The following is a 25,512-nucleotide window of genomic DNA, read 5'->3' as shown; positions in this document are numbered from 1 at the left end:
TTCCAGTGTATGGTCACGCGAAAACCGGCGCTCGACCAGGATCGGTCGAGCGCCGGGCTCGGATCGTGCGAGTGACGCGGACCACTCGCACGTGTCGTTCTCAGTCGCGGATCAGCTTGCCGCGGTCGAATTCGTGACCGCCCCACACACCGGACTGGCCGGTGCCGGCCGCGAACTCCGCGCACTGCCGGCGAATGGGGCAGCCGGCGCAGATTCCGCGCGCGTAGTCGAAGTCCTGCGACGGGTACGGGAACCAGGCATCGTGGTTCGGGTCACCCTTGCATGCGGCCTGGTCCCAGCTCTGTGTATCCGAGACCGGGAGCAGATCCACCAGGGTGAGTGCCGGAGTCGTAGTTGTCATATCGGATCCCTCCTTCCTCGGGATGTGCGGGTGTTCACTGTGCGCCGGTGGCTGTTCACTGTGCGCCCGTGGCGACGAGGTCCTTCCAGATCCGCCGTTGCCGCCGCTGCATGTCGGTGGGCGCCTTGGGTTCCCAGAGCAGTCGCATCCCGGCCTCGTCCGGGGTGCGGTCGGCCTTGCGGGTGTTGCACGGTCCGCAGGCGGCGACCAGGTTGTTCCAGGTATTGGGTCCGCCCCGGCTGCGCGGGCGGATGTGGTCGACGGTGCGGGCCCAGCCGGCGCAGTATCCGCACCGGTGACGGTCCCGCCGCAGCACACCCGCGAGGGTGGCCCGGCTCTCGTCGTGCACGAGCACGCTGTGCTCGAGATAGACGTAGCGCAGCAACCGGATCGTCTGCGGCAGAGCGATTTCCAGATGCTTGGAGCGAATCGGGAAATGCGGTTGCCGCTCGGCCACGGTCTCGGCGGTCCCGCTGATCACCAGCACGACCGCGCGATCCGCGCCGATATCGGTCAGCGCCTCGTAGGACGCGTTGAGGACCAGTACCTGGGCGTGTATCCAGTTGTCGGGAGCGAGGGTTCTTTCGGCGTGACGAGACAGCATGGGGGTCACCATGTTTCGTGAAAAAGTGGAACGAGGAGAGGAGGGGGAGCCGATCAGGCCTGCCGGAAGAGGCGACCGGATTCCCGCTCGGCTTGCCGCAGAATGCTCTGCGACTGCTCGACGCCGGTCGAATGTCGCTGCCCGGCAAGATCGTTCATCTCGTCGCGCATACTCTTCGGATACATCGGCCACCTCCTCCTTCCCGTTACTCGTCGAATGGCCCCGCTGTGCGGCGGGACCGGTTGATCATCGTTGTCATGGTGACACAGCGTTACCGCCGTTGTCGGGTCATTTTTTCGTCGCCGCAACCGATCCGGCGGGCGACGCTAACCCCCGTTGCCGCAGTTACAGCGCTGGGGGTGTTCGAACTATTCCCTGACCTCGCGGAGTCGTGTGTGTGTTCGGCCACGCCGCGACCGGCGTAGGGCGATCGGATCTGTGGGTTCGGTCTTCAGCCTGGTGCGCATCTCAGCCTGCGCAGTGCAGCCCGAATCCGGTCGCGTCGCAGCCCAAGCCGTCCCGCAGTCGCAGGCTGCGGTCGTAATCGCCGCCGGCCTGGGTGCGGTACGGGATCGGCTCGATCGCGTCGATCCGCGACAATCGCGCCCGCAGGTCGTCGGCGATGGCGGAGAAACGTTCGGAGTCGACCCGGATGGTGCCGTGGACGAGGAACGGGGGCAGCACATCCATGCCGGGGTAGTAGAGGATGCCGTGGTGGATGGGAAAGAGCAGGTCGTCGATGTGGCCGTTGATGCCACGTTCGGAGTAGGCCGGCTCCCGTCCGCCGATGGAGACCACCAGCATGGCTCGCCGCCCACTCAGCGCGCCCGCACCGTATCGGGGCAGCGCCGTGCTGCCGGATCCGTAGGCGAAGCCGTTGGTGAACACCCGGTCCACCCAGCCCTTGAGGATGGCGGGCATCGAGTACCACCACAGCGGAAAGTGCAGCAGCACCGCGTCGGCCCACCGCAGTTTGTCCTGTTCAGCCGTGATATCGGCGGTCAGCGTGCCGTTGCTGTACGCCTCGCCGGAGGCCTGCATGAAGGTGCCCGTACCGGACTCACCGAAATCGGCGGCATCGGCCTGCGCCTTCCAGCCCATCGCATACAGATCGCTGACCACGACCTCATGTCCTGCGCCGCGAAGGTGTTCCACCGCAACATCTTTGAGAGCTCCGGTGAGCGAATCGGGTTCGGGATGCGCATACACGATCAGAATTCGCATATGTGGCGACAACGGTTCGATACCGCCGCGCATTCCCGCGCCCGAGCGCCCGGATGTGTCGCCGACAGGACCGGAATGTGAGATTTGCGTGACAAACTGGTTGAAAAATATTGCGCGGCAATCGAATTGTGGGAGCGGGCGTGCTGATACTCTGTGGCCGAGGGGTCGCCGCAGATCTCCGTCACGACATCTTGGGGGAGTGATATGTCGACAGATCGACGAGTGCTCGAAAACTTGGAGACCGCCACCGTGACGGGCGGGGAGGGCGCATTCGCGCCTTCCAGCGCGGTCGCCGGCAAGCTGGAGGCCATTCGTGCCGAGGCGGGTCTTCCCGCGCTCGCGGCGGCGGTGTGGCGCGGGGGCACCCTGATCGGCTCATGGGCGAGCGGGGTGCGGAAACTGGGAGATCCGACGCCGGTGACGACGGCCGACGAATGGCATCTGGGGTCCGACACCAAGGCGATGACCGCGACGTTGATCGGTCTCCTCGTCGATCGCGGACAACTCGCTTTCTCCGATCGCCTCGACACCGTGCTCGCCGGTGAGACGATCGACCCCGGTTATCGCGCCACCACCATCGAACAGCTGCTCCAGCATCGCGGCGGCGCCCCGGCCGCCATGCCCGCCGACATCAAGCAGCGGATGTGGTCCGACGGCGATGACCCCGGCGCCCGGATCCGAGCCGTGCGGTCGCTGCTGAGCCGCCCGCCCGCACAGGCACCCGGCACGTACGCCTATGCGAATGCCGGCTATCTGATCCTCGGCATCGTGCTGGAACGGATCGCGAAGACGCCGTGGGAGAACATGATTCGGACCGAGCTGTTCGCGAAGCTCGGCATGACGTCGGCCGGCTTCGGACCGCCCGGCAACGGCACCGCCGTCGATCAGCCGTGGGGGCATACGAATGCTGGGAACGCGCTCGAACCCGGTGCGGGGAACACGCTCGAACCCATTGCACCCGCGGATCCGCGCGCGGACAACCCACCGGCCTACGGACCGGCGGGACGGGTCCATGTCGGTCTCGCGGACTGGGGGAAATTCCTCACCATGCACGTCCGGGGTGCTCGCGGTGAGCCGACCTTGCTGTCCGCGGCGACGATGGCGCGTCTGCATCAACCGCCGCCGGGTGGCGACTACGCCGCCGGTTGGCGCGTCACGACCAGGGACTGGGCCGGCGGTGTCGCGCTGACCCATACCGGTAGCAATTTGCTGTGGCTGGCGACCACCTGGTTGGGGCCGGCGCGCGATGTGGCCTTCGCGACGGCGACCAACTGCTGTGCCGACTCCGCCGACAAGGCGCTGGACGACGCGACCTGCGTGCTGATAGAGGCCTTCGTCGGCGGGTGATCGTCGGCGCGTGCGATCGACGGGACCTCCGCGGCGAAGCCGCACGGACGCCGGCCGCCGAAGAGTGTTCCGAGCGCGAAGCAGCCCCGGTCGTTCGATACGACCGGGGCTGCGACGTCACGGTTCGCCGCGACAGGGTCACGACGAGTTTCGGATCAGCCCTTCGCGGCGAGCGCCTTGGCCTCGCGGCGGCGGCGGTGCAGGATGGGCTCGGTGTAGCCGTTGGGCTGGCAGGCACCTTCGAGGATCAGTTCCTTGGCGGCCTGGAAGGCGACGCTGCCGGCGAAGTCGGGGGCCATCGGCTTGTAGGCGGCGTCACCGGCGTTCTGCCGGTCGACGACGGGCGCCATCCGCTCCAGGCTCTCGACGATCTGCGCCTCGGTGACGATGCCGTGGCGCAGCCAGTTCGCCATCAGCTGGCTCGAAATGCGCAGGGTCGCACGGTCTTCCATGAGCGCGACATCGTTGATGTCGGGCACCTTGGAGCAGCCGACGCCCTGATCGATCCAGCGGACCACGTAGCCCAGGATGGACTGCGAGTTGTTGTCCAGCTCGTTGCGGATCTCCTCGGCCGACCAGTTGGTGTCGGCGGCCAGCGGGATCTCCAGGATCTGGTCGACGGTGGCGCGCGGGCCGCCCTTGGCGATCTCGGCCTGCCGCTTGAACACGTCCACCAGGTGGTAGTGGGTGGCGTGCAGGGTGGCGGCGGTCGGGGAGGGCACCCAGGCGGTGGTGGCGCCGGCGCGCGGGTGGCCGATCTTCTGCTCGAGCATGTCGTGCATCAGATCCGGCATGGCCCACATGCCCTTACCGATCTGCGCCTTGTGCTGTAGGCCGGTGGCCAGGCCCTTGTCGACGTTCCAGTCCTCGTAGGCCAGGATCCACTGCTGCTTCTTCATCTCGGCCTTGCGGATCATCGCGCCGGCCTCCATGGAGGTGTGGATCTCGTCGCCGGTGCGGTCCAGGAAGCCGGTGTTGATGAACACCACGCGGTCCTTCGCGGCCGCGATGCAGGCCTTGAGGTTGACGGTGGTGCGGCGCTCCTCGTCCATGATGCCGACCTTGAGGGTGTTGCGGGGCAGGCCCAGCACATCCTCGACCCGGCCGAACAGCTCGTTGGCGAAGGCGACCTCGTCGGGGCCGTGCATCTTCGGCTTCACGATGTACACCGAACCGGTGCGCGAGTTGCTGACCTTGGCGTTGCCGTTGAGCGAGTGCACCGCGATCAGCGAGGTGATCAGGCCGTCGAGGATGCCCTCGGGCACCTCGTTGCCCTGCGCGTCGAGGATCGCGTCGGAGGTCATCAGGTGGCCCACGTTGCGGACGAACAGCAGCGAGCGGCCGTGCAGGACCACGTCGTTGCCGTCGAGGCCGGTGTACACCCGGTCCGGGTTCATGGTGCGGGTGAAGGTCTTGCCGCCCTTGCTGACCTCTTCGGCCAGATCGCCCTTCATCAGGCCCAGCCAGTTGTGGTAGCAGAGCACCTTGTCCTCGGCGTCGACCGCGGCGACCGAGTCCTCGAAGTCCATGATCGTGGTGACCGCGGACTCGAGCACGACGTCCTTGACGCCCGCGTCGTCGGTCTTGCCGATCGGCGATTCCGGGTCGATCTGGATGTCGATGTGCAAACCGTTGTGGCGCAGCAGGATCGAGCTCGGCGCGGACGGATCGCCCAGGTAGCCGACCAGGGCCGAGGAATCGGCCAGCCCGATGTCGGTGCCGTCCTCGAGGGTGACCTCGAGTTCACCGTCGACGATCTTGTAGGCCTTGGAGCCGACGTGCGAGCCGGTGATCAGCGGCACGGCGTCGTCGAGGAAGTTGCGCGCCCATTCGATGACCTTGTCGCCGCGGACCTTGTTGTAGCTGGTGCCCTTCTCCGCGCCGTTGGCCTCGGAGATGGCGTCGGTGCCGTAGAGCGCGTCGTAGAGCGAGCCCCAGCGCGCGTTGGCGGCGTTGATGGCGAAGCGCGCGTTGCTCACCGGCACGACCAGCTGCGGGCCGGCGGTGGTCGCGATCTCGTCGTCGACGTTCTGGGTGCCGATGGCGAAATCGGCGGGCTCTTCGCGCAGGTAGCCGATCTCGGCGAGGAACTTCTTGTAGGCGGCCTTGTCGTAGCCCTTGCCCGGGTTCTCGGCGTGCCAGGCGTCGAGTTTGCCCTGGATCTCGTCGCGTTCGGCCAGCAGGGCGCGGTTGCGGGGAGCGAGGTCGTTGATGACGCTCTCCGCACCGGTCCAGAACGCGGCGGAATCTACGCCGGAGCCGGGGAGCGCCTCGTTCTCCACGAAGTCGTGAAGAACCTTGGCCACCTGGAGCCCGCCGACCTGAATCCGCTCTGTCATCTACTGCCTCATTTCGAGAAAGCCGGATGGAAAAAGTACGCCTGTCATGTTACCCATGGGTAGTTGCGTGGTCGCGGTCGGCATCGATTGAGCAGGCCCGATTGTATCGTGGGCCACAACTGGGGTCGGCTGCCCCGGGTCGTCTCCGGGGCGATCAGGCCGTCCGGGCGAGCTGTGCGGTTTCGGTGTCGTGCGCCGGCTCGGGAAGGTGGCGGGTGCGCTGGGGGACAGTCGCCAGCAACAAGCCGCCCACGGCCCAGCAGCTCAGCACCGCCAGTGCCGCTGCCGAGCCCGCACCGCCGAAATAGGCGGTCGAGCGCAGCGCGGTGGCGGCCGCGCCGGGCGGGAGCAGTGTTCCCAGGGTGCCCCAGCCGGTCGGCAGCAGTTCCGGTGCGGACATGGCGCCGGAGAGTGGAATGCCCAGTGCGACAAAGGTTGCCGCGCCCACACCGAGTCCGGCGAGGCCGAGCACGGCACGCAGGCCGAGGAGTGCGAGTGCGATCGCGCCGATGGCCAGGGCGACCACTCCCGCGTTGGCGAGATAATTTCCGGTCAGCACGTCGAGCCAGGTGTGCAGTACGGCCGTGACGGCGAATCCGGCGATGAGCGCGACGGCTACGGCCGCGCCGATCCGGGCGGTGCGGCCCAGCGCCAGCAGCGACAGGGCGGCGCCGGTCAACAGGCCGCCGATGACCATGGGGACCAGGGTGAGGCCGAATACCGCGCCGTGCGGGTCGGCGGCAGGCGTGGCGACGACATCGGTGACCACCGGCGCCGGCGAAAGCTGTTGCGGCATCGGGGTGCTGGGTGCGGGTTGGCCCGCGGCAGGACTACCGGGCTGCGGCGACTGCCCGGAATTCGTCTGCGGCGCAGCGGATCGGCTCATGCTCCGGGCGGCTTCGGTCAGGGCTTGGGCGACGGCCGGGCCGGCGGCGGAGGCGGTCAACACCTCCGGTCCGTTCGCGCCGATCACGATGGCGCCGTAGATATCGCGATCCTCGATGGCCTGAACGGCCGTCGTGCGGTCGGGATATGTCGTCGTGTCGATCGCCGAATCGCCGAGCGCGCCGAGGCCCTGGCGCACCTGTTCGACGGCGGGGGCCGGGCCGGCCAGCCCGACCGGGAGGTGACGTGGGGCCAGGTTGGAGGTCGGCCAGGCGAAGGCCGTGACCAGCACGGTGATCAGGGCGGACAGGGCCAGAACCGGTCCGAGAACGGTGGCGGGCGACGGTCGCATCGCAACTCCAAAGAGAAGGAACGTTCTTTTTGCATTTCGAGCATGCGCCCGCGGCCGGGAGATTGTCAAGAACGAACGTTCTTTTTATGATGCGGACATGCCGCGACTGACCGAACAGCGTCGCACCGCCCGGCGAAACCAGCTGATCGCTGCCGCCGTGCGCTGTGTGGCCCGGGAGGGATTCCACAAGACGACGATGTCGGCGGTGATCGCCGAATCGGGGATGTCGGCGGGGGCGGTCTACGGCTATTTCGCATCCAAGAACGACATCATCCGCGCGATCGCCGACTCCGTGCTCGGCCGGATGACGGCGAATCTGGCTCGGCTCACCGAGGGGGCGACGCCGGTGGCGCCGATCGATGCGCTGGAGTCGGTGCTCGGGCAGATCGCGGATCTGGCTCGCGACGGCGATATTCCGCGCGTCGCGGTGCAGGCGTGGGCGGAGGCCGGGCGGGACGAGGTGGTGGCCGGGATCGTCCGTGAACGCCTGGCTCAAGTCCGGAATGCCTGGCGGGAATTGCTCCTGCGCGCCCGTGAGGCCGGATTGCTCTCCGCCGCAGCCGATATCGACGCGCTCGCCCAGGTCATGCTCGGCGCGATGATGGGCTTCCTGCAGCAGTACCTGTTGATGGGCGACGTACGCCCGGATTCCTACGCTGCCGCCTATCGCAGTCTGGCGGGCGCCGGAGAGTAGGCGAACCGATCGCGAGATTCGTCGGCACGGTGCCGGGAGCTCGCGGTATGCCATCGTGAGCCGCCGGGTTTCGGGTCAGGCGGGAAGCTGACCACTGCCGTCGTGCAGCCAGGAGTTGCCGGACTGACCGGCAGGGGAGATTACCGCCGGGGCTCGACCCACAGCGCTTCGGCCAGGACCCGCAGATCGCCCTTCGGCGTCGACATGGCCACGCCGACAGTGTGTTTGCGCCCGGAGGCGGCGATCGGCCAGGACCAGACCAGGTACTTCTCCCCGGCGCGAACCGGTCCGATGCGACGGGTGGTGAGGGCGGCCGTGACGCCCCCTGGCCGCATTCCGAACAGTTCGATGGCTGCCCAGCCGCCGGGGCAGTCGACGGCCGACCAGATGTTCTCCGTGGTCAGATGCCCTCCGGGCCCGGCCAATTCGGCATCGGGAACCCAGGCGGCCGCGACGAGATCGTGGTCGCGCATCCGCCAGGGATACAGTCGCAGGCCTCGGCCCGGTGCATTCGCGGTGCCGCAGCCGTAGCAGTCGGGAATGGGCCGGCCCGCGGCGAACGAGTCGCGAGACGCGACAACCGCCTCTTCCCATGCGGGTGGCGGGGTGACGGCTAATTCCACCGAACCCGGGCTCGCCTCGGCGAGGATTGTGCCGTCGGAATCGGTGAGCACACTGCCGGATTCGGAATCGGTGATCAGGACCGGGGTGCGCACCGGAACACCGCGCCGGAAGTCGACGCGCACCTCACCGCCGACGCGATCGGCGAGCATGCCCGCCACGTAGCCGCCGAACGCCAGATCCGGATAACCGTGGATATGCGTGGGAATGGTGATCGCCGTACCGACAGTCATCCGCGTCCGAACCTCTCGATTGTGTGCCGACCCAGGGACCATAGCGGCACCCACCGACATCCTCGGGTCCGCCGGACGATCCGCACCGGACCGGCCCTCTCGCCGCGGCCGCCGAACCTGCGGACAAGGAAGTGTCGACCATGGCCGCCGGAATCGGCCTAGGGGAGTGGTTGCGCGCCGCGCTGGTTCAGCATCAGCGCGATCAACCCGGTCTCCTGGCTCTGGGCGACGAGCATGGCCCGGGCCTGCTCTTTCACCGGGCCGGAGGCGATCTGCCGGTCGGCGGCGCGAGCCATCGCGATACCGCCCTCGTGATGGCGGTACATCAGTTGCAGGAAAAGGATTTCCGCGTCACGCCCCCGGGCGGCCGAGAGCCGGTCCAGTTCGGCCGTGCTCGCCATTCCCGGCATGCCGGCCGCCGACGCGGTGGTGGCGGGCCCGCTCGCCGCGTGATGGTGTGCGGAAACCGTATCCGCGCTCATCCATGCCATCGGGTGATCCGACATCGGGGCGGCGTTCGCCAGGCGCAGCCATCCGAGCATCGTGCCGATCTCCACCCGCTGCGACTGGTCGATCTGCTGTGCCAGCCGCGGTACCTGTGGGTCGACCCCGGGGTCCAGACGCTGCACCATCTGGATCGCCTGCTGATGGTGAGCGGTCATATCCTGGGCGAATCCGATTTCGGTGGCGTCGAGAACCGGTGCGGCGGTGTGGTTCTCGGGCAGGACGACCGGCCGCAGCGCAGCGCCGATCACCAACAGGATCAACGCCGCCGCCGCAGAGGAGCCCCAGCGCAGCCATCGCGACATCTAGGACCCCACGATCGAATGCTGGTCGGCCGGTGGTGAATACACGTCGTTGTCCAGCTGCAACACCATGAATCCGTTGTCGTTGCAGGAGGTCCACAGCTGGCTGCCGTGCCATTCCGGAGGCGCGAAACACCAGTCGGAGGACACGTCACCGAAGGCCAGCATCCCGGCGCGCGGTGACAGGGCCTGGGCCGGATCGAATTTCCCGTCCAGAATGGCGCGCGCCACCGAAAAGCCTTCCAGCGCCGGTGGTCCGATCAGCGAACCCAGTGCGTGCGGCGAGTTCCACAGTTGCAGATTCTGTCCGGTGCGGGCGGGCGGATTGAAGTAGGCGATCTCGTGCACCTGGAACGGATCGCGCACATCGAACACCCGGATGCCGGACGATTCCCGCCCGCAGGCCAGTGCCGTCGGATTCTCGGGACGGTCGGCCGCGCAGTAGTGCGGGTCGTAGGAGAACACCGAACCGCCCATCGAGGAGGCGAGCATGCTGTCCTGATTCTCCGGCAGATCGATCCGCAACTTGATCTTCTCGACCACCTTGGGGTTGTTCTCGTCGGAGATGTCGACCAGTTTCACCCCGCCGGCTCCCGCCTCGTCGACGGTGAACAGATACGGTGTGCCGTCGTAGCTCACCGGCACGCTGTGCTGGGTTGCCCAGCCGTCGGTCCAGAACACCCGGCCGATGTGGTTGACCTGCGGATTCGGATCGCGCCGCTGAACCGCGCTGATATCGAGCACCGTGAATCCGCCCAGCGCCGACAGATACATGCGGTTGCCGTCGGGACTGATGCCGAAGCCGTGCGCCTCGATGCCGGTGAGCCCCTGCCAGATCACGTGCGGATTCGCCGGATCGGTGAGGTCGACCGCGCTGACGAAGCCGGGTGCGATGCCCGAGGCCCAATAGGTCCGGCCGTCGGGGGAGAAGCCGCCCTCGTGGGTGGTGATGGGCAGGGGCATGGCCAGGTTGGTGCCCGGCCCCGGATTGAGCAGCCGCGGATGCGCGCAGTCGGAGATGTCGTAGACCGACAGGTAGCCGGTACCCTCCAGGAACGGAACTCCGGTGCCCACCAGCAGTTTTCGCGCGGTGTTGACCTTCAGGCTCTCCCAGGTTCCGGCCATCATCGCCGGTTCGGTGAGGGTGGTGCTCAACACCGGATGCGCCGGATCGGAGGCGTCGATCACCTGCACGCCCTGGGCGGGACCGAGCAGATCGCCGGGGAAGAACGAGCCGGTGTAGGAGCAGTGGTCGTAGGTGGTCGAGGTGATGCCGGCGCCGTGGCCGGCATATCCGCCGACGAACGACATATTGCAGCTGTAGCCCTGTGTGCTGCGGCCGGAGGCGCGGTCGGCGGCCGGAACATCGCCCTGCATACCGGTTTCCGGTCGCGAGCCCGGGCCGCAGTCGGCCGGGGGCACCGCGACCTTGCCGATATCGAGGAATTGCTGCACCTGGGTGGCGATATCGGATTGCAGATCCGCCGACGCGCCGCCGACCGGCAGAATCGCGGCCGCGAGTAGGGCCGCGGCCGCGGCGATGAGTGGTTTGGGCGTGCGCCTGCTCGACCTCCGCGCCATTGCGGGACCCCCACCTTCCACAGTGAAACGGGTTAAGCGTCCCGCGCGCGGAGGTAGTCGGTACCGCCGGTTGCGGGCAATGCATCGAAACGGTAACCCACCCACCTTCTCATCGGGTCCGTTTTCGGGGAAAGCCGTCCGGGGCCACCGAGCTGTTGCGCCACAGCAACACGTGAGACAAACTCTGCGAATGGGAATGAAACACGTTGCAGTCATATCGGGTGCGGTGGCTGCCGCGTTGAACGCCGGAGTGGGAATGGCTGCGGCAGCACCGAATCCGGCCGATACGCCCCGGCAGGCCGTCGCCCGCGCGTATATCGATGCGCTGGTCTCACACGATGCGAGCGCGGTGCCGTTCGCGCCGGACGCCACCCGTGTCGAAGCCGGGTTGAAGACGGGCTATTCGGGCCCGCAATTGACACAGGAACTGAATCACGGCGTCCAGTATTCGGTGATTCAGGACATTCGCGATCTGCGGATGACCGAATGCGGTGATGTGGTGACCGCGCGCTATCTGCTCGACTCCGGTGTCGCCGGGGTGCGGTTGATGACCGTCGACATCACCGAAACCTTCGTCATTCCCGACGGCACCATTCACACCATCAACGCCACCATCGACCCGGTGGTGTAACCGCGCCCGGCGCGGGACCGGAAAGCAACCGGAAATCCGGAGAGCGAGGAAAAGGTATGTCCGACAACGATGATCCGCGCGCGGTCGTGCGGCGGCTGTGGGCGGCGCTGGCCCGGCGCGACTGGGACGCAGTGGCCGCATCGCTCACCGAGGACTGCATCTACCTCGACGTGCCGACCGGTCCCACGCTGGCCGCGAAGGGGCCGGCCGATACCGTCAAACGCCTGCGCATCGGACTGGCCGGGCTGTCCGAATACACCAATCACGACGGGCTGCTGGTCGCCGACGGCCCGGACGTGATCTACGAGCACTCCGAAACCTGGGTGTGGCCGACGGGCGAGCGCGCCGAGCTGCCGTTCGTCTCCGTGCACCGGGTCCGCGACGGGCGCGTCTCGCTGTGGAAGGACTACTGGAACTTCGAAACCCTTACCGCGGCAGCGCCGCCCACGTGGCTGGCGGATTTCGCGGCGGCGGATATGTCGTGGATCTACGACGCCACGGCGGAATTGAGTATCCGCCGCGCGAACTGAGCCGCTCGGCGCCGTCCGCTCAGGACGGCCCGAGCAGTGCCCGGCAACGGCCGAGCAGTTCGGTGCGCAACGGCTCCGCCCGCCGGGCCAGCTCGGACTGGGCGCGAACGTATTCGGCACGGCCGCCGGGGGTTTCGATGGCGATCGGCCGGTAGCCGTAGTCGGTGAGGTCGTACGGGCTGGCGCGCATATCGATTTCGCGGGCGGCGCAGGCCAGGGCGAAGCAGTCCAGCAGCAGATCCGAATCGATCAGCGGGACCAGCTTGAATGCCCACTTGTACAGATCCATTCCCGCGTGCAGGCAGCCGGGCTGTTCCCGGCGGATCTGGTCGTCGCGGTTGAGTTGTTCGATATTATGCGGCGCCGCCTCGGGGGTGAAGAAGCGGAAGGCGTCGAAGTGCGTGCAGCGCAACGACATCGAATCGACCACGGCGTCGGTGCCGGCACGGCCGAGCCGCAGCGGGACCTGCCGGTGGCGCACATCGTCGCTGCGGTAGACCATCGCCCATTCGTGTAATCCGAAGCAGGACAGTTGCGCCGGCCGTGCTGCGGTGGCTGCCAGCAGGGCCGCGACGAATTCGACGGTGTCGCGGCGGCGGTCGAGAAAGGCCGGGTCGGCGGTATGGACAGGGCCGGCGGCCGTCTCGACGCGGTGATAGCCGCGGCGCTGCGCGTACTCCTCGGCATCGGCCAGAGCCACGCCGAAACCCGGATGCCAGCGGCGCAACTGGGCCGGTTTGTGCCCGTAATAGGTGAACAGGAAGTCGATCACCGGATGTTTGCGGCCGTCGGCGCGTTGCCGCAGGTACGGGCCGACCATCTCGTCGACCCGGTCCCTGTGCGCCTGTGCCCGGTTCCGCCACTGCGTCGGCGGCAGCACCCGAAGGTCCTGCGCCGCAGCCGGTGTCGCGTCCACGGTCATTCCGCCACCCGGTGGGTGGCATCGCGCACGGTGCCCACGAACTCTTCCACCAGATCCTCGAGGGCGACGATGCCGACGGTATTGCCGCGGGTGTCGATGACCCGGCCCAGATGGCTGTTGGTGCGGCGCAACCGGGCCAGCGCCTCGTAGAGCGTGGTGCCCATGCTCAGCGTCGGCAGCGGCCGGATATCGGTGCGCGGGATCGGGGTCGACGGCCCGGCCGAATCGTCGGCCACCTTGTCCAGCACGTCCTTGACGTGCAGATAGCCCACCAGGGAGCCGTCGCCGGCGCGCACCGGATAGCGGGAGAAGCCGGTCTCGGCGACCGCGGATTCGATATCGCCCAGGGTGGTGCCGTCGCCGCGCAGCGGCACGCAGCGCGTCGTGGCCAGCGGCACCATCACATCGGCGACGATGCGGTCGGTGGTGCCCAGCGCCTGGGTGAGACGGCGATGCTCTTCCTCGTCGATGAGACCTTCCGAGCGGGATTCGCCGATCATCTCCGCCAGCTCCACCGACGACACGGTCGCGTCGAGCTCGTCCTTGGGCTCGATGCGCAGCGCGCGCAGGGTGAGATTGGCCGCCAGGTTGTACAGGCCGATCAGGGGACGGGCCAGGCGCAACCACCACAGCATGATCGGCACCAGCAGCAACGCCACCCGCTCCGGCCCGGCCAGGGCGATGTTCTTCGGAATCATCTCGCCCATCAGCATGTGCAGGATCACCACGAGGCCCAGGGCCAGCGCGAATCCCACCGGATGCAGCAGCTGATCCGGCACGCCGACCAGGTCGAACGGGCGCTCGAGCAGATGCGCGATCGCCGGTTCGCCGATGCGGCCCAGCAGCAGCGAACAGATGGTGATGCCCAGCTGGGCGGCGGCCAGCATCATCGACAGATGCTCGGCCGCGCCGATCACCGTGCCGGCTCCCCGTTTACCTTGGGCGGCAAGGGTTTCCAGCCGGTCACGGCGGGCGGAGATGAGCGCGAACTCCGCGCCGACGAAGAAGGCGTTGGCGCCGAGCAGGACGACGGTGAGCAACAGTCCGAACAGATCACCCATGGCTGAGCTCCCACGTCGTCATCGCATCGGCGTCCACCGGCTGCAGCAGCACCCGGTCGATGCGTCGTCCGTCCATGCGTTCCACCCGGGCCAGCCAGCCGCCGTGGGTGTGCGGCTGCATCGCGTGCCCGTTGGTCGCGCTCGGGGTGGGCAGCAGCACCTCGTCGCCGGCCAGCGGAATCCGGCCCAGGGTGGTCAGGACCAGTCCGCCGAGGGTGTCGTATTCGCCCTCGGGCGCGTCGTAGCCGGTGGCCCGGGACACCTCGTCGATGCGCAGCAGCCCGGAACAGTTCCAGCCCAGGGCGGTGCGGCGCACGTCGAGTTCCTCCTCGTCGTGCTCGTCGCGGACGTCGCCGAGGATCTCCTCGATGATGTCCTCCATGGTCACCAGGCCCGCGGTGCCGCCGTATTCGTCGACGACCAGCGCGAGCTGCATCCCGTCCGCCCGCACCCGTTCCAGCACGGTGTCGCCGTCGAGGCTGGCGGGCACGATCGGCACCGGCCGCGCGATCGAGGACAGCGCGATGGTGCCGCGCTGCGCGACCGGATACAGGAATGTCTGTTTGACGTGCACGATGCCGAGGGTGTTGTCCAGATCGCCGTCGATGACCGGGAAACGGGACAGGCCGGTGCGGCCGGCGGCGGCGATGAGGTCGCTGATGGTGTCGTTCTGATCCAGCGTTTCGATCTTCACCCGCGGCGTCATCAGATCCTCGGCGCTGCGCTCACCGAACAGCAGCGAGCGGTCCACCACGAGGGCGGTGCGCTGATCGAGCGAGCCCCGCATCGCGGAGGTGCGCACCAGCGAACCCAGCTCCTGCGGCGAGCGTGCCGACCGCAGTTCCTCGGCCGGTTCGATGCCCAGCCGGCGCACCGCCCAGTTCGCGGCTCCGTTGAGCAGTTTGATCAGCCAGGAGAAGACGGTGGTGAACACGATCATCGGACCGGCCGTCCAGCGCGCGGTCGTCAGCGGTTTGGCGATCGCGATGTTCTTGGGGACCAGCTCGCCGTAGGTCATCGACAGCGAGGTCGCCAGCACCAGCGCGATGAACAGGGAAACGCCCTGCGCGGTCCCGGGGCCCGCGCCGAGCGCGGTGCAGATCGGCTCGATGAGCCGGGCCAGCACCGGTTCGGCGATATAACCGGTGACCAGGGTGGTGATGGTGATGCCGAGCTGGGAGCCCGACAGCTGGAACGACAGGGTGCGGTGCGCGTGGCGGACCTGGCGCGCGCGACGGTCGCCCTCGCGGGCGTGCGCTTCGACGGTGCTGCGCTCGAGTGCGGTGAGCGAGAATTCGGCAGCGACGAAGATCGCCGTGCCCGCGGTGAGTGCGATGAATCCCAGCAGGCTGACGATGGTGAGCACTACGGACACGATCGGCACCGCCCACCGGGTAACGGAGGATCTGCGGAGACGGAGGCGCCGGGTTGGTCACCCGGCTCGGTAGAGGAGCCCTCCTGTGTGGCGCCCTCGGACGCGGGTGACAACTGGTTCCTTTCGCAAGTGGACGAGCCGAACTAAACGCAATGCCGGTCGGCGGAGGTCCGCCGGTCGGCACAGCCTATGTTACCGGGATCTTCGCGGCGACCGAGCGGCGCGGCGCGCCGCGACCCCTCCGGTGCGGCGGATCGGGCTCGCGGCGAACGCGGAGACGCCCGGTGTGTGCCGGATCCTGCCGGATCGCCCTCCGCGAGCCGCGCCGAGTGTGGTGAGCCTCACCACCCCGAGGGCAGCGGGCGTCCTTCCGCGAAACCGGCGGCCGACTGCACGCCGAGCACCGCCTTCTCGTGCAGTTCGGCGAGCGTGCGGGCCCCGGCGTAGGTGCAGGCGCTGCGCACACCCGAGCAGATGTGGTCGATGAGGTCCTCGACGCCGGGACGTTCCGGGTCCAGTCGCATCCGGGAGGAGGAGATGCCCTCTTCGAACAGCGCCTTGCGGGCGCGATCGAATCCACTGTCGGCGGCGGTGCGGGCGGCCACGGCGCGCTTGGAGGCCATGCCGAAGCTCTCCTTGTAGGCGTTGCCGTCGCGGTCCATGCGCAGATCACCGGGCGATTCATAGGTACCGGCGAACCAGGAGCCGATCATCACGTTCGACGCGCCCGCGGCCAGCGCGAGCGCCACGTCGCGGGGATGGCGGACTCCGCCGTCGGCCCAGATGTGCACGCCGAGATCCTTTGCGGCCGTGGCACATTCGGCGACCGCGGAAAACTGCGGGCGGCCGACACCGGTCATCATGCGGGTGGTGCACATGGCGCCCGGGCCCACGCCGACCTTGACGATGTCGGCCCCGGCCTCGGCCAGATCGCGGGTTCCGGCCGCGGAGACCACATTGCCCGCCACCAGCGGCACGCCTAGTTTCAGGTCCGCCACCGCGCGCAGGGACTCGAGCATCTTCTCCTGGTGACCGTGGGCGGTATCGATGACCAGGACGTCTGCGCCGGCGTCGACCAGAGCCTTCGCCTTGCCCGGGATATCGCCGTTCACACCGACCGCGGCCGCGATGCGCAGCGTGCCGTTCCGGTCCACGGCCGGGGTGTAGATGCCGTCGCGGACCGCGCCGGTGCGCGTCATGACACCGGCCAGGGTGCCGTCGTCGTGGACCAGCACCGCGAGGGTCGCGTGCGCGGCCTCGAGCAGGCCGAAGATCTCACGCGGGGAGGTGGTCGCGGCGGCGCTGACGAAATCGGCGTCGGCGACCGTGCGCAACCGCGCGAATCGGTCGACATCGGCACAGGCGGATTCGGTGACGACGCCGACCGGCTTGTCGTTCTCGACGATGACCACGGCGCGATGGGCGCGCTTGTGGATCAGGGCCAGCGCGTCCGACACCGAATGATCCGGCCCGAGGGTGACCGGGGTGTCGGCGGTGAGCGAACGGCTCTTGACGAAGGAAATGGTGTCGGAGGCCGCGCTGATCGGCAGATCCTGCGGCAGCACCACGATGCCGCCGCGGCGCGCGACCGTTTCGGCCATGCGGCGTCCGGCGACCGCGGTCATGTTCGCGACCACGATGGGGATGGTAGTGCCGGTTCCATCGCTGGTGGACAGGTCCACATCGAACCGCGACGACACATCGGTGCGATTGGGTACGAGGAACAGATCGTCGTAGGTGAGGTCGTACGGCGGCGTGTGTCCTGGGAGAAACTGCACTCCGGCCATTGTAGGGGAATCGATCATGGCAGGGTGGTTGCGAGAGGACCGTCGAGAAAGGATCGCCCATGCCACGGATCGCGACCGCCACGGAGGTCGACCGGACCGAACTGCTCGACTTCGCCCGCCAGCGTCATCGCGGTGTCCTGGTCACCACGCGCGCCGACGGCGCCCCGCAGATGTCGCCGGTGACCTGCGGCGTCGACGAGGCGGGCCGGATCGTGATCTCCACCTACCCCGGACGGGCCAAGACCCGCAACGCGCGCCGCGATCCGCAGGTGTCGATCTGTGTGCTGTCCGACGACTGGGACGGTCCGTACGTCCAGATCGACGGGCGTGCCGAGGTACTCGACATGCCGGAAGCGCTGGACGGGCTGGTGGACTACTACCGCTGTATCGCGGGCGAGCATCCCGATTGGGAGGACTACCGCGCGGCGATGGCGCGGCAGAACAAATCGCTGATCCGCATCGAGGTCGAGCGGTGGGGGCCGGTCGCCACCGGTGGATTCCCGCCGTCTCAGGACTAGGCGGCGCCGGGGCGGTCGCGGCGGAGCAGTCGGCGCCACCACCGCGGGTGGCCGTCCCGGCGCCGCGTGGAAGTGGTTGCGAGAGAGTCTTTTCCGCTGGGGGCGGCCGTTCGTTGCCGGGTGTGCCGGTCGGCGCGCCAGCGCGCGACGACCTCGTCGGCTCGGGCGGGTGCGAGGCGGACGTGGGGGCCGTGCGGCATCCGGATCCATTCCACGATGCGGATGTTGAGATCGGACACATAGGCGCGGACCTCGGCCTCGGAATCCATCTCCGCGACCCGCTCGGGTAACCGCTCCAGATCGCGGCGCAGCACCAATGAGGTCGGCAGCAGCGCCTCGCCGCCCACACCTTCGCGGCGCAGGTAGTTGTTCAGCCACCAGTTCTCGTCGTAGGGCTCGCCCACGCCGGGCAGCGGTTTGCCGGTTCCGGCCAGATTGTCGAATTCACCGCGTTCGGTGGCCTCGCGGATCTGCTTGTCGATCCAGGATTCGAAACCCATGCCGGCCGGTTTGCGTTCGGTCAAGTGCGCCTCCTCGCAGTGCCGGAGTGCTTACCCGATCGTAACGCGTTGGGACATAACGGACATCGAGGGGTGTGGGTGCGGCGGTACGCTGGCAGCCACCACCGGCGGTGAGGGTGGACAGGACGCCGATCCGGAGGAGACCGATGACGCGGTATCAGCAGACCCTCCACGGCCGGACCTACGCCTTCGACGGGCTGGCCGACCTGCTGGCCAAGGCGACACCGCTGCGCAGCGGTGACGAACTCGCCGGGTGCGCGGCGAGTTCGGACGCGGAGCGCGCCGCGGCGCAGTGGGCGCTGGCCGAGGTGCCGCTGCGCGACTTCCTGAACGACCCGGTGGTGCCCTACGAGACCGACGAGGTCACCCGGCTGATTCTCGACACGCATGATCGCGCGACCTTCGCGCCGATCGCGCAGCTGTCGGTCGGCGGCCTGCGGGACTGGCTGCTCGCGGTGGCCGCCGGATCGGAGGCGGATCCACCGGCAGCGGTATTGCGTTCCGTGGCATCGGGTTTGACGCCGGAGATGGTCGCGGCGGTGAGCAAACTGATGCGCAATCAGGATCTGATCGCGGTCGCGCGGGCCGCCGAGGTGCGCTCCGGTTTCCGCACCACCATCGGACTGCCGGGCCGGCTGGCCACCCGGCTGCAGCCGAATCACCCCACCGACGATCCGCGCGGTATCGCCGCGGCGGTGCTCGACGGATTGCTGCTCGGCTGCGGGGATGCGGTGATCGGCGTGAATCCGGCCACCGACTCGCCGCGGGCCGCCGCTGAGCTGCTGACGCTGCTCGACGAGGTGCGGACCCGATTCGACATTCCGGTCCAGTCCTGCGTGCTCGCCCATGTGACCACCACGCTGGGGTTGATCGAGGCGGGGGCGCCGGTGGATCTCGTCTTTCAGTCCGTCGCCGGGACGGAAGCGGCGAATGCGAGCTTCGGGGTGAATCTGTCGCTGCTGCGCGAGGCCAACGAGGCCGGACGATCGTTGGGGCGCGGAACCGTCGGGAACAACGTGATGTATCTGGAAACCGGGCAGGGCTCGGCGCTGTCGGCGGGCGCGCATTTCGGTACCGGCGGCAGGCCCGTCGATCAGCAGACGCTCGAGGCGCGTGCGTACGCCGTCGCGCGCGAACTGGCGCCGTTACTGGTCAACACGGTCGTCGGCTTCATCGGCCCGGAATATCTGTACGACGGCAAACAGATCGTCCGGGCGGGGCTGGAGGATCACTTCTGCGGCAAACTGCTCGGCCTGCCGATGGGCGTCGACGTCTGCTACACCAACCACGCCGAGGCCGATCAGGACGATATGGACACCCTGCTGACGCTGCTCGGCGCGGCCGGTGTCGCCTTCGTGATCGCGGTGCCGGGGGCCGACGACGTGATGCTCGGCTACCAGAGCCTCAGTTTCCACGACGCGCTGTACGTGCGCCGCCTGCTGGGCCTGGCGCCCGCGCCGGAGTTCGAGCAGTGGCTCGCGCGACTGGGCATGCTCGACGCCGCGGGCGGTATCGCCGCGGTGGAACCGCTGACCTCGCCGCTGCGGGAATTGGCGGGGCCGCGATGAGCGCCATCGGGACGAATCCGACCGGAGCCGGACAGGCGCGCGATGGGCGTCGATCAGGTGCGGACAGCGAGTTGTTCTGGCGGGAATTGCGTGGGACGACGCAGGCGCGGATCGGGCTCGGGCGAACCGGTGACGCACTGCCCACCGCGCGCGTACTGGAATTCCGGGCCGCGCATGCGGCGGCGCGCGACGCGGTGCACACCTGCGTGGACGTGGATGCGCTGTGCGAACGGGTCGCCGCGCTGGACGTCGGGACGCCGATCCGGGTACGCAGCCGGGCCCGAGACCGTGCGGAGTATCTGCGCCGGCCCGATCTCGGACGAGAACCCGAGGACTCCTCGGCGGTACGAAAGCCTCTGTCGCCCAGTGCTTTCGATGTGGGAATCGTTCTGGCCGACGGTTTGTCCCCGAGTGCGCTCGCGACACACGGACCGGATCTGCTCGCGGCCCTGGTCGACGAACTCGCCCCGCACTACACGCTGGCCCCGCCGGTGATCGCGACGCAGGCGCGGGTGGCGATCGGTGACCATCTCGGCGCCGCGCTCGGCGTGCGCACCGTGCTGGTGCTGATCGGCGAACGCCCCGGTCTGTCGGTGGCCGACAGTCTCGGCATCTACCTCACCCACCGCCCCCGACCGGGCCGCACCGACGCCGAACGCAACTGCGTGTCGAATATTCACCCGCCCGAGGGTCTGGGGTATCGACAGGCGGCCACCGTCGTCGCGGGTCTGGTAGCGGGTGCGCGTGCACTGGGACGATCCGGCGTGGACCTGAAGGACGGGTCTGCCGCCGATGCGGTGAAAACCACTGTGGTGGAAGCCATTCCGGAGCGCTGACAGCGAAAGCGACGCTGCACGGTCGAAAGTGCGCCATACCGAGAGGTGCGGTAGGAGCGAACCGTGCCCTTCTCGCCGGTTCCGTCCGGTGCGGATGCGGGCGCGGGGGACGAGGGGCGTGGTCGGTGATGATGGCACGGTAGGCCGAATCAACGGTTCGCAGTCGGAAACCGGGACCGACGTCGGTCGCCGGGCACGCTGCCGCGTCGACGGGGTTGAGTTGTCCCGGTAGGTGATTCAGTTGGCGCGGCGGTTGCGGGAGTGTGGCGGCCGGGTGTTTCGCCGGGGCCTTGCGCGTGTGTCGGCTTCTTGCGTGTCGACCGTCCGAGGCGGGGCGGCGGCCGGATCCGGGACTGGGCGTCCAGTCGGCGGGCGGGCCCCGGCCAAGACGGCGAGCCGGGGGTCGCCGGGGCGGATGCGCACGTGCTCGAATACCACCGCGGCTTCGCGGAGCACGGTGTCCGCGCTCGTATCGGTGCCGATCGTGACCACGGTGCCGCTCGCGCCCGCGCGGCCCGTGCGGCCGGAGCGGTGCAGATAGTCCTTGGCATCGGCGGCGGGATCGACGTGGACCACCAGCGTGACGTCGTCGACGTGGATGCCGCGTGCGGCCACGTCGGTGGCGACGAGAACCGGTGCCGCACCGGAGGAGAACGCGGCCAAGGTGCGCGTACGCTGCGCTTGGCTCAGCCCGCCGTGCAGCGCGACGGCGCCGACGCCCGCTTCCCGCAGCCGCCCGGCGAGTTTGTCCGCACCGTACTGGGTGCGCACGAACAGCAGAGTGCGCCCGTCGCGCGCTGCGATCTCCGCGACCACTGCGCGCTTGTCGGTCGCTCGCACCTGGAGGAGGTAGTGGGAGGGTTTCGCCGTACCGGAAGAGGAGAGCCCGCTGAAATCATTTCCGGTGGGCGGTCTGCCGATCCCATCGGCGGGAGTGGGTTCGACAGTCGACGTCGTCGGCGAGCTCGCCACTTGCGGCCGGGCTTCCCGGCCGGTCCCGGCAGCCGGGTGCGGTGAATTCTCTTGTCTTTCAGCGTATTTGCGTGCCGGGGGCGTTCCGGCCGCAATGGCAGCTGGAGCATCGGCACTCTCCGCAGCAACCACCGAATCGGTTGCCTGCGAGCCCGGGCGGGCCGCGGCGTGCCCGGGAGAAGGCGCCCGCGTTTCCGCGGTGGTCGTGACGTCGTGATGGACGGGGTCGTTCAGATAGGTGTGCACCAGCGTGTCGACGGCGGCATCCAAGGTCGCGGAGAAGAGCAGGTGCTGAGTGCCGGCGGGCAAGCGGTCGAGGATCGTGCGGATCTGGTCGACGAAGCCCAGTTCGGCCATGTGGTCGGCCTCGTCGATCGCGACCACGCGGATCGCGTCCAGGCCGACCTTGTCTTGGTCGATGAGGTCGGTGAGCCGGCCGGGGGTCGCTACCAGCAGGTCCACGCCGCGGCTCAGGCGATCGGCCTGCCGTTTGATCGGCACACCGCCGACGGCCGTCGCCACCCGCAGGCCCAGCGACAGCGCGGTCTCGTCGAGGGCCGTCTCGATCTGCAGGGCCAACTCGCGGGTCGGGGCGAGGACGAGCGCACGGGGGCGGCGCGGTGCGGACGCGCCGCGCCGCAGCCGGACCAGCATCGGCAGGCCGAAGGCCAGGGTCTTGCCGGAACCGGTGGCCGCGCGTCCCAGCACATCGCGACCGGCGAGCACATCCGGAATGGCCGCCGCCTGAATGGGAAATGCGGTCTCGAGGCGCTCCCGCCGCAACGCCTGCACCAGTTCGACCGGCAGGCCGAGTTCCGCGAATCCGGGCCCCGCGGCCGGACCGCGAGAAGCTTCGCCGCCCGGCGATGAGGTCGAGAGTTCGGAGCGCCCGGCTCGGCGACGGTCCTTCGGCGCCCGGTCTCCGGCATCCGGTGTGCGGTCCGATCGTCCCGTGCGCTCGCCCGCCGGCCGGCCGGACCCGGCCCGCCCGGAAGCTTCCGAGGATCGCGCGCCCCGGGGGCCGCCGCGTCCGAAAGGCTTGTCCCCGCGATTGTTCGCGTGCCGGCCGTGAGCTCCCGGGGAACGCCGCCGCTCAGGCACTCAGCAACCGGTTCAATTCGACCAGCCACGGAATCGCCACCGCGAGGGTCGGCACCACCAGGATCGCGGCGGCCGTCGCGTAGGCCGCGGTCGCGATGCGCAGATCGCCGAGCGGACCGGTCAGGCGCTGGATGCGGATGAGTGTGGTGGGCCCGCCGGCGGCCATGGCTCCCTGCGGGGCGGTGGAATTCGAGCACGTCACCAGCGCGCGGGCCAGCGGGGTGGGTCCGGTGACCTTGACGGCGGAATCGTCGGCGAGCAGTTCGATCAGCAGCTTCACCGAATCCAGCGCGGATTTGCTGCGTACCACCCGCGGGAATGCCTCGTGCGCGGCGGTGAACGCCTCCAGCACCAGGTCGTGGCGCGCCCGCAGATGCGAACGCTCGTGGCTGACGATCGCGGTCAGTTCGGATTTCGACAGGTTCGCGAACGTTCCCTGGCTGAGCACCACGCGCTGGCGCAGACCGGGCAGGCAATAGGCGATGGGCTCGGCGGCGGCGAGGACGCGGATATCCGCGGCACGGGTACCGGCCAGCGGCGAGGCCGCGATCAGATCGCCGTGCCCGATGTCGCCGCCTTGGTCGAGCAGGTCGACCAGCATCCGGTGCCGGGCCCGGCGGCGGCGGGTGTGCACGCCGACCCGGATCGCGGCGTAGATCAGGCGTGCGCCGACCAGCAGGGTCAGCGCGAAGACCACGACGTAGATCAGCCAGAGGCCCAGGCCGAGCGCGTCGATCTCCTTGGTCGGGGAGGTGGTGGGGCGACCGTCGGGTCCCGGGACCAGCAGCAGACTGGCGATGGCCAGCCCGGATCCGAACGCCGACAACACCGCTGCCAGCGCGACCGCCTGCCACAACACCAGCGCCGCGCGGGGAGTCCGGTACGGCCAGGTGGCTCGGCTGAGCAGAGCCGGGACCGGTCCCGCGAGAAGCAAGGCGAGACCGGCGAAGACCGGCGCTGTTGCGTTCATACTCAGCTCACTGCGTTGTGGGGCCAGGGGCCCGAGATCGCGGCGCCGGAGAGCACCACGCAGCTACTGCGGCGGGGCGACTCCGTTGTCGTCGGATGCGGTGTTCTCGTCCTCGGACGGGTTGCGCGCGGTCTCGGTTGCTTCGAGCTTAGCGAGTGCATCGCGGAGTGCGGCAGCCTCATCCTTTCCGACCTGTTCGACGAAGTGCACGAGCGCGGCGCGGCGGGACCCGACTTCGTCGGCCTGCTGCAGCGCGTCGACCATCAGACTGGCCACGAGTTCGTCGCGCGTGTGCACGGGCGCGTACCGATGTGCCCGGTCGTCGCGCTGTTGCACGACCAGATTCTTCTTCGCCAGTCGCTGGAGCACCGTCATCACCGTGGTGTACGCGAGCTCGCGGCGCGCGGCGAGGGCTTCATGGACCTGCCGTACCGTCTGCGGTTCATCGGCCGACCACAACTGGTCCATGACCGCTTTCTCGAGTTCACCAAGACCTGCCATCCCTCCAGCTTACGGAGGCAACGACACAAATGCGTACTACAGTTCGTCGTAACCGGTGGGTAGCTATGTGGGATTTTTCATAAACCGGTCGGGGAACTCGTTGCGGCATCGTCCGGGCGCGGTCCGCCGACGGCGCCGACGACGTGCCGCGCGCCGATGGGCACGATCATCGGGCGCTCCGACACCGGATCGGTGTGCACCTCGGCACGCAGGCCGAAGACCGTCCGCAACAGTTCGGTGTCGATCACCTCGCTCGGCGCGCCCTGGGCGACGATGCGGCCCTCACGCATGACGATCAGCCGGTCGCTGTAGCGGATGGCCAGATTCAGATCGTGCAACACCATGACCACGGTCCGGCCCAGATCGTCGTGCAGCCGGTCGACGAGGTCGAGCACTTCCAGCGAGTGGGCCAGATCCAGATAGGTGGTGGGCTCGTCGAGCAGCAGGATGTCGGTGCCCTGGGCCAGTGCCATGGAAATCCACGCCCGCTGGCGCTGCCCGCCCGACAGTTCGTCGAGGGTGCGGTCGGCCAGTTCCGACACGCCGGTCTGGGCGAGGGCGTGCGCGACCTCGGTTTCGTCGTCGGCCGACCATTGGCGCAGCCAGGACTGATGCGGGTGGCGGCCGCGCGCGACCAGATCGGCCACGGTCAGGCCCTCCGGCGCGACCGGTGTCTGCGGCAGCATGCCGACGATGCGGGCGACGTCGCGGGTCTTCATGGTGGCGATCGCCTTGCCGTCCAACAGGACTCGGCCCGCGTTCGGCCGCAGCAGCCGGCCCAGTCCGCGCAGCAGTGTGGATTTGCCGCAGCCGTTCGGGCCGATCACCGTGGTGATGAGGCCGGGTTCGATATCGACGCTGAGGCCGTCGACGATGACACGGCCGCCGTAGCCGAGGGTGATGTTCTCCGCGGCGAGGCGGTGGGCGTCGTTGCCGGTGTTCCGGTGCGGGGTTCGGGTGCTCACAATGTCGCCTTCCGGTTCACGCGTATCAGCAGCAACAGCAGGAACGGTCCGCCGAACGCGGCGGTGACCAGGCCGACCGGCAAGTCGACCGGTACGACGGTTCGGGCCGCGACATCGGCGGCGATCACGATCAGCGCCCCGGTCAGCGCCGAGCCGATGACCGGCTCCCCGGGGGTGCGCAGCAGCCGGCGGGCGATCTGCGGCGCG

General features: G+C 68.7%; 26 protein-coding genes. 7 read left to right on the top strand and 19 right to left on the bottom strand.

Annotation, left to right across the window (positions count from 1 at the left end; all coding sequences use genetic code 11):
* Window positions 1-100: 100 nt before the first annotated feature.
* The 4 genes from NN2_RS12025 to NN2_RS12015 form a co-directional block, all read right to left on the bottom strand.
* The gene (locus NN2_RS12025) at window positions 101-361 is read right to left on the bottom strand and encodes a WhiB family transcriptional regulator (protein WP_030517719.1); all 261 of its coding nucleotides are present in this window, start codon (window positions 359-361) and stop codon (window positions 101-103) included.
* A 55-nt stretch (window positions 362-416) separates the two neighbouring features.
* A complete protein-coding gene (locus tag NN2_RS12020; protein ID WP_063013127.1) occupies window positions 417-965 on the bottom strand; it encodes an HNH endonuclease in 549 nt (182 codons plus the stop codon).
* A 53-nt stretch (window positions 966-1,018) separates the two neighbouring features.
* A complete protein-coding gene (locus NN2_RS38930) occupies window positions 1,019-1,150 on the bottom strand; it encodes a hypothetical protein (protein WP_255401986.1) in 132 nt (43 codons plus the stop codon).
* Between the two features lie 283 nt (window positions 1,151-1,433).
* The gene (locus tag NN2_RS12015; RefSeq protein ID WP_063013125.1) at window positions 1,434-2,189 is read right to left on the bottom strand and encodes an NAD(P)H-dependent oxidoreductase; all 756 of its coding nucleotides are present in this window, start codon (window positions 2,187-2,189) and stop codon (window positions 1,434-1,436) included.
* 204 nt (window positions 2,190-2,393) lie between these two features.
* On the opposite strand from NN2_RS12015, the gene NN2_RS12010 reads away from it, so the two are divergent.
* Window positions 2,394-3,536 (top strand): serine hydrolase domain-containing protein, encoded by a 1,143-nt coding sequence (locus tag NN2_RS12010; RefSeq protein ID WP_082856933.1) that lies wholly within the window; start codon window positions 2,394-2,396, stop codon window positions 3,534-3,536.
* Between the two features lie 155 nt (window positions 3,537-3,691).
* Here NN2_RS12010 and NN2_RS12005 read toward each other — a convergent pair whose 3' ends face one another.
* Window positions 3,692-5,875 (bottom strand): malate synthase G, encoded by a 2,184-nt coding sequence (locus tag NN2_RS12005; protein WP_063013121.1) that lies wholly within the window; start codon window positions 5,873-5,875, stop codon window positions 3,692-3,694.
* A gap of 154 nt (window positions 5,876-6,029) precedes the next feature.
* Window positions 6,030-7,112: a hypothetical protein gene (locus tag NN2_RS12000; RefSeq protein WP_063013119.1), complete on the bottom strand. Its 1,083-nt coding sequence runs from the start codon at window positions 7,110-7,112 to the stop codon at window positions 6,030-6,032.
* Between the two features lie 97 nt (window positions 7,113-7,209).
* Between NN2_RS12000 and NN2_RS11995 the strand changes: the two genes are divergently transcribed.
* Window positions 7,210-7,806 (top strand): TetR/AcrR family transcriptional regulator, encoded by a 597-nt coding sequence (locus tag NN2_RS11995; protein WP_063013117.1) that lies wholly within the window; start codon window positions 7,210-7,212, stop codon window positions 7,804-7,806.
* Between the two features lie 140 nt (window positions 7,807-7,946).
* Here the strand turns inward: NN2_RS11995 and NN2_RS11990 are convergent, their stop codons facing one another.
* The 3 genes from NN2_RS11990 to NN2_RS11980 form a co-directional block, all read right to left on the bottom strand.
* On the bottom strand, window positions 7,947-8,660 hold the full coding sequence (locus tag NN2_RS11990) for a hypothetical protein (RefSeq protein ID WP_063013115.1): 714 nt from the start codon (window positions 8,658-8,660) through the stop codon (window positions 7,947-7,949).
* Between the two features lie 158 nt (window positions 8,661-8,818).
* Window positions 8,819-9,469: a DUF305 domain-containing protein gene (locus NN2_RS11985; RefSeq protein ID WP_063013113.1), complete on the bottom strand. Its 651-nt coding sequence runs from the start codon at window positions 9,467-9,469 to the stop codon at window positions 8,819-8,821.
* The gene (locus NN2_RS11980; RefSeq protein ID WP_063013111.1) at window positions 9,470-11,047 is read right to left on the bottom strand and encodes an LVIVD repeat-containing protein; all 1,578 of its coding nucleotides are present in this window, start codon (window positions 11,045-11,047) and stop codon (window positions 9,470-9,472) included.
* Between the two features lie 256 nt (window positions 11,048-11,303).
* On the opposite strand from NN2_RS11980, the gene NN2_RS11975 reads away from it, so the two are divergent.
* Both NN2_RS11975 and NN2_RS11970 read left to right on the top strand, forming a co-directional pair.
* The gene (locus NN2_RS11975) at window positions 11,304-11,678 is read left to right on the top strand and encodes a DUF8021 domain-containing protein (protein WP_227463122.1); all 375 of its coding nucleotides are present in this window, start codon (window positions 11,304-11,306) and stop codon (window positions 11,676-11,678) included.
* A 56-nt stretch (window positions 11,679-11,734) separates the two neighbouring features.
* A complete protein-coding gene (locus NN2_RS11970; protein ID WP_030517709.1) occupies window positions 11,735-12,208 on the top strand; it encodes a nuclear transport factor 2 family protein in 474 nt (157 codons plus the stop codon).
* Between the two features lie 19 nt (window positions 12,209-12,227).
* Here the strand turns inward: NN2_RS11970 and NN2_RS11965 are convergent, their stop codons facing one another.
* From NN2_RS11965 to NN2_RS11950, 4 genes are all read right to left on the bottom strand, one after another.
* Window positions 12,228-13,130: a hypothetical protein gene (locus NN2_RS11965; protein ID WP_063013109.1), complete on the bottom strand. Its 903-nt coding sequence runs from the start codon at window positions 13,128-13,130 to the stop codon at window positions 12,228-12,230.
* Complete coding sequence (locus NN2_RS11960; protein WP_030517707.1) at window positions 13,127-14,191, bottom strand: hemolysin family protein; 1,065 nt, start codon at window positions 14,189-14,191, stop codon at window positions 13,127-13,129. Before NN2_RS11960 ends, NN2_RS11965 begins: the two co-directional genes overlap by 4 nt.
* Window positions 14,184-15,566, bottom strand: a complete 1,383-nt coding sequence (locus NN2_RS11955; protein WP_063013258.1) for a hemolysin family protein — start codon at window positions 15,564-15,566, stop codon at window positions 14,184-14,186. Before NN2_RS11955 ends, NN2_RS11960 begins: the two co-directional genes overlap by 8 nt.
* Before the next feature lie 341 nt (window positions 15,567-15,907).
* The gene (locus NN2_RS11950; RefSeq protein WP_063013256.1) at window positions 15,908-17,344 is read right to left on the bottom strand and encodes a GuaB1 family IMP dehydrogenase-related protein; all 1,437 of its coding nucleotides are present in this window, start codon (window positions 17,342-17,344) and stop codon (window positions 15,908-15,910) included.
* A gap of 68 nt (window positions 17,345-17,412) precedes the next feature.
* Between NN2_RS11950 and NN2_RS11945 the strand changes: the two genes are divergently transcribed.
* Window positions 17,413-17,871 (top strand): PPOX class F420-dependent oxidoreductase, encoded by a 459-nt coding sequence (locus NN2_RS11945; protein ID WP_030517704.1) that lies wholly within the window; start codon window positions 17,413-17,415, stop codon window positions 17,869-17,871.
* Here the strand turns inward: NN2_RS11945 and NN2_RS11940 are convergent.
* Entirely contained in the window at window positions 17,868-18,395 is a 528-nt protein-coding gene (locus NN2_RS11940; RefSeq protein ID WP_063013107.1) for a DnaJ family domain-containing protein, read from the bottom strand. The two genes, NN2_RS11945 and NN2_RS11940, sit on opposite strands and share 4 nt — an antisense overlap.
* A gap of 143 nt (window positions 18,396-18,538) precedes the next feature.
* Here NN2_RS11940 and NN2_RS11935 point away from each other — a divergent pair, with 143 nt between their 5' ends.
* The gene (locus NN2_RS11935) at window positions 18,539-19,960 is read left to right on the top strand and encodes an ethanolamine ammonia-lyase subunit EutB (RefSeq protein WP_063013105.1); all 1,422 of its coding nucleotides are present in this window, start codon (window positions 18,539-18,541) and stop codon (window positions 19,958-19,960) included.
* Entirely contained in the window at window positions 19,957-20,796 is an 840-nt protein-coding gene (eutC, locus tag NN2_RS11930) for an ethanolamine ammonia-lyase subunit EutC (protein ID WP_082856932.1), read from the top strand. The genes NN2_RS11935 and eutC overlap by 4 nt, the downstream gene beginning before the upstream one ends.
* A 237-nt stretch (window positions 20,797-21,033) precedes the next feature.
* Here eutC and NN2_RS38155 read toward each other — a convergent pair whose 3' ends face one another.
* The 5 genes from NN2_RS38155 to NN2_RS11905 form a co-directional block, all read right to left on the bottom strand.
* On the bottom strand, window positions 21,034-22,575 hold the full coding sequence (locus NN2_RS38155) for a DEAD/DEAH box helicase (RefSeq protein WP_439955853.1): 1,542 nt from the start codon (window positions 22,573-22,575) through the stop codon (window positions 21,034-21,036).
* Between the two features lie 286 nt (window positions 22,576-22,861).
* Window positions 22,862-23,839 carry a M56 family metallopeptidase gene (locus NN2_RS11920; RefSeq protein WP_063013103.1) on the bottom strand — a complete coding sequence of 326 codons (978 nt, stop codon included), beginning with the start codon at window positions 23,837-23,839 and terminating at the stop codon, window positions 22,862-22,864.
* A gap of 63 nt (window positions 23,840-23,902) precedes the next feature.
* Window positions 23,903-24,340: a BlaI/MecI/CopY family transcriptional regulator gene (locus tag NN2_RS11915; RefSeq protein ID WP_051024559.1), complete on the bottom strand. Its 438-nt coding sequence runs from the start codon at window positions 24,338-24,340 to the stop codon at window positions 23,903-23,905.
* A 77-nt stretch (window positions 24,341-24,417) separates the two neighbouring features.
* Window positions 24,418-25,305, bottom strand: a complete 888-nt coding sequence (locus tag NN2_RS11910; protein WP_063013102.1) for an ABC transporter ATP-binding protein — start codon at window positions 25,303-25,305, stop codon at window positions 24,418-24,420.
* A partial coding sequence (locus NN2_RS11905; protein WP_156511313.1) for an iron chelate uptake ABC transporter family permease subunit occupies window positions 25,302-25,512 on the bottom strand: 211 nt, incomplete at its 5' end. The genes NN2_RS11905 and NN2_RS11910, both read right to left, overlap by 4 nt.

The sequence above is a fragment of the Nocardia nova NBRC 15556 genome (genome assembly GCF_001613005.1).
Taxonomy (GTDB): Bacteria; Actinomycetota; Actinomycetes; order Mycobacteriales; family Mycobacteriaceae; genus Nocardia; species Nocardia nova.
The sequence above is the reverse complement of the archived record's forward strand: the minus strand, read 5'-3'. Positions and strand labels throughout refer to the sequence as shown.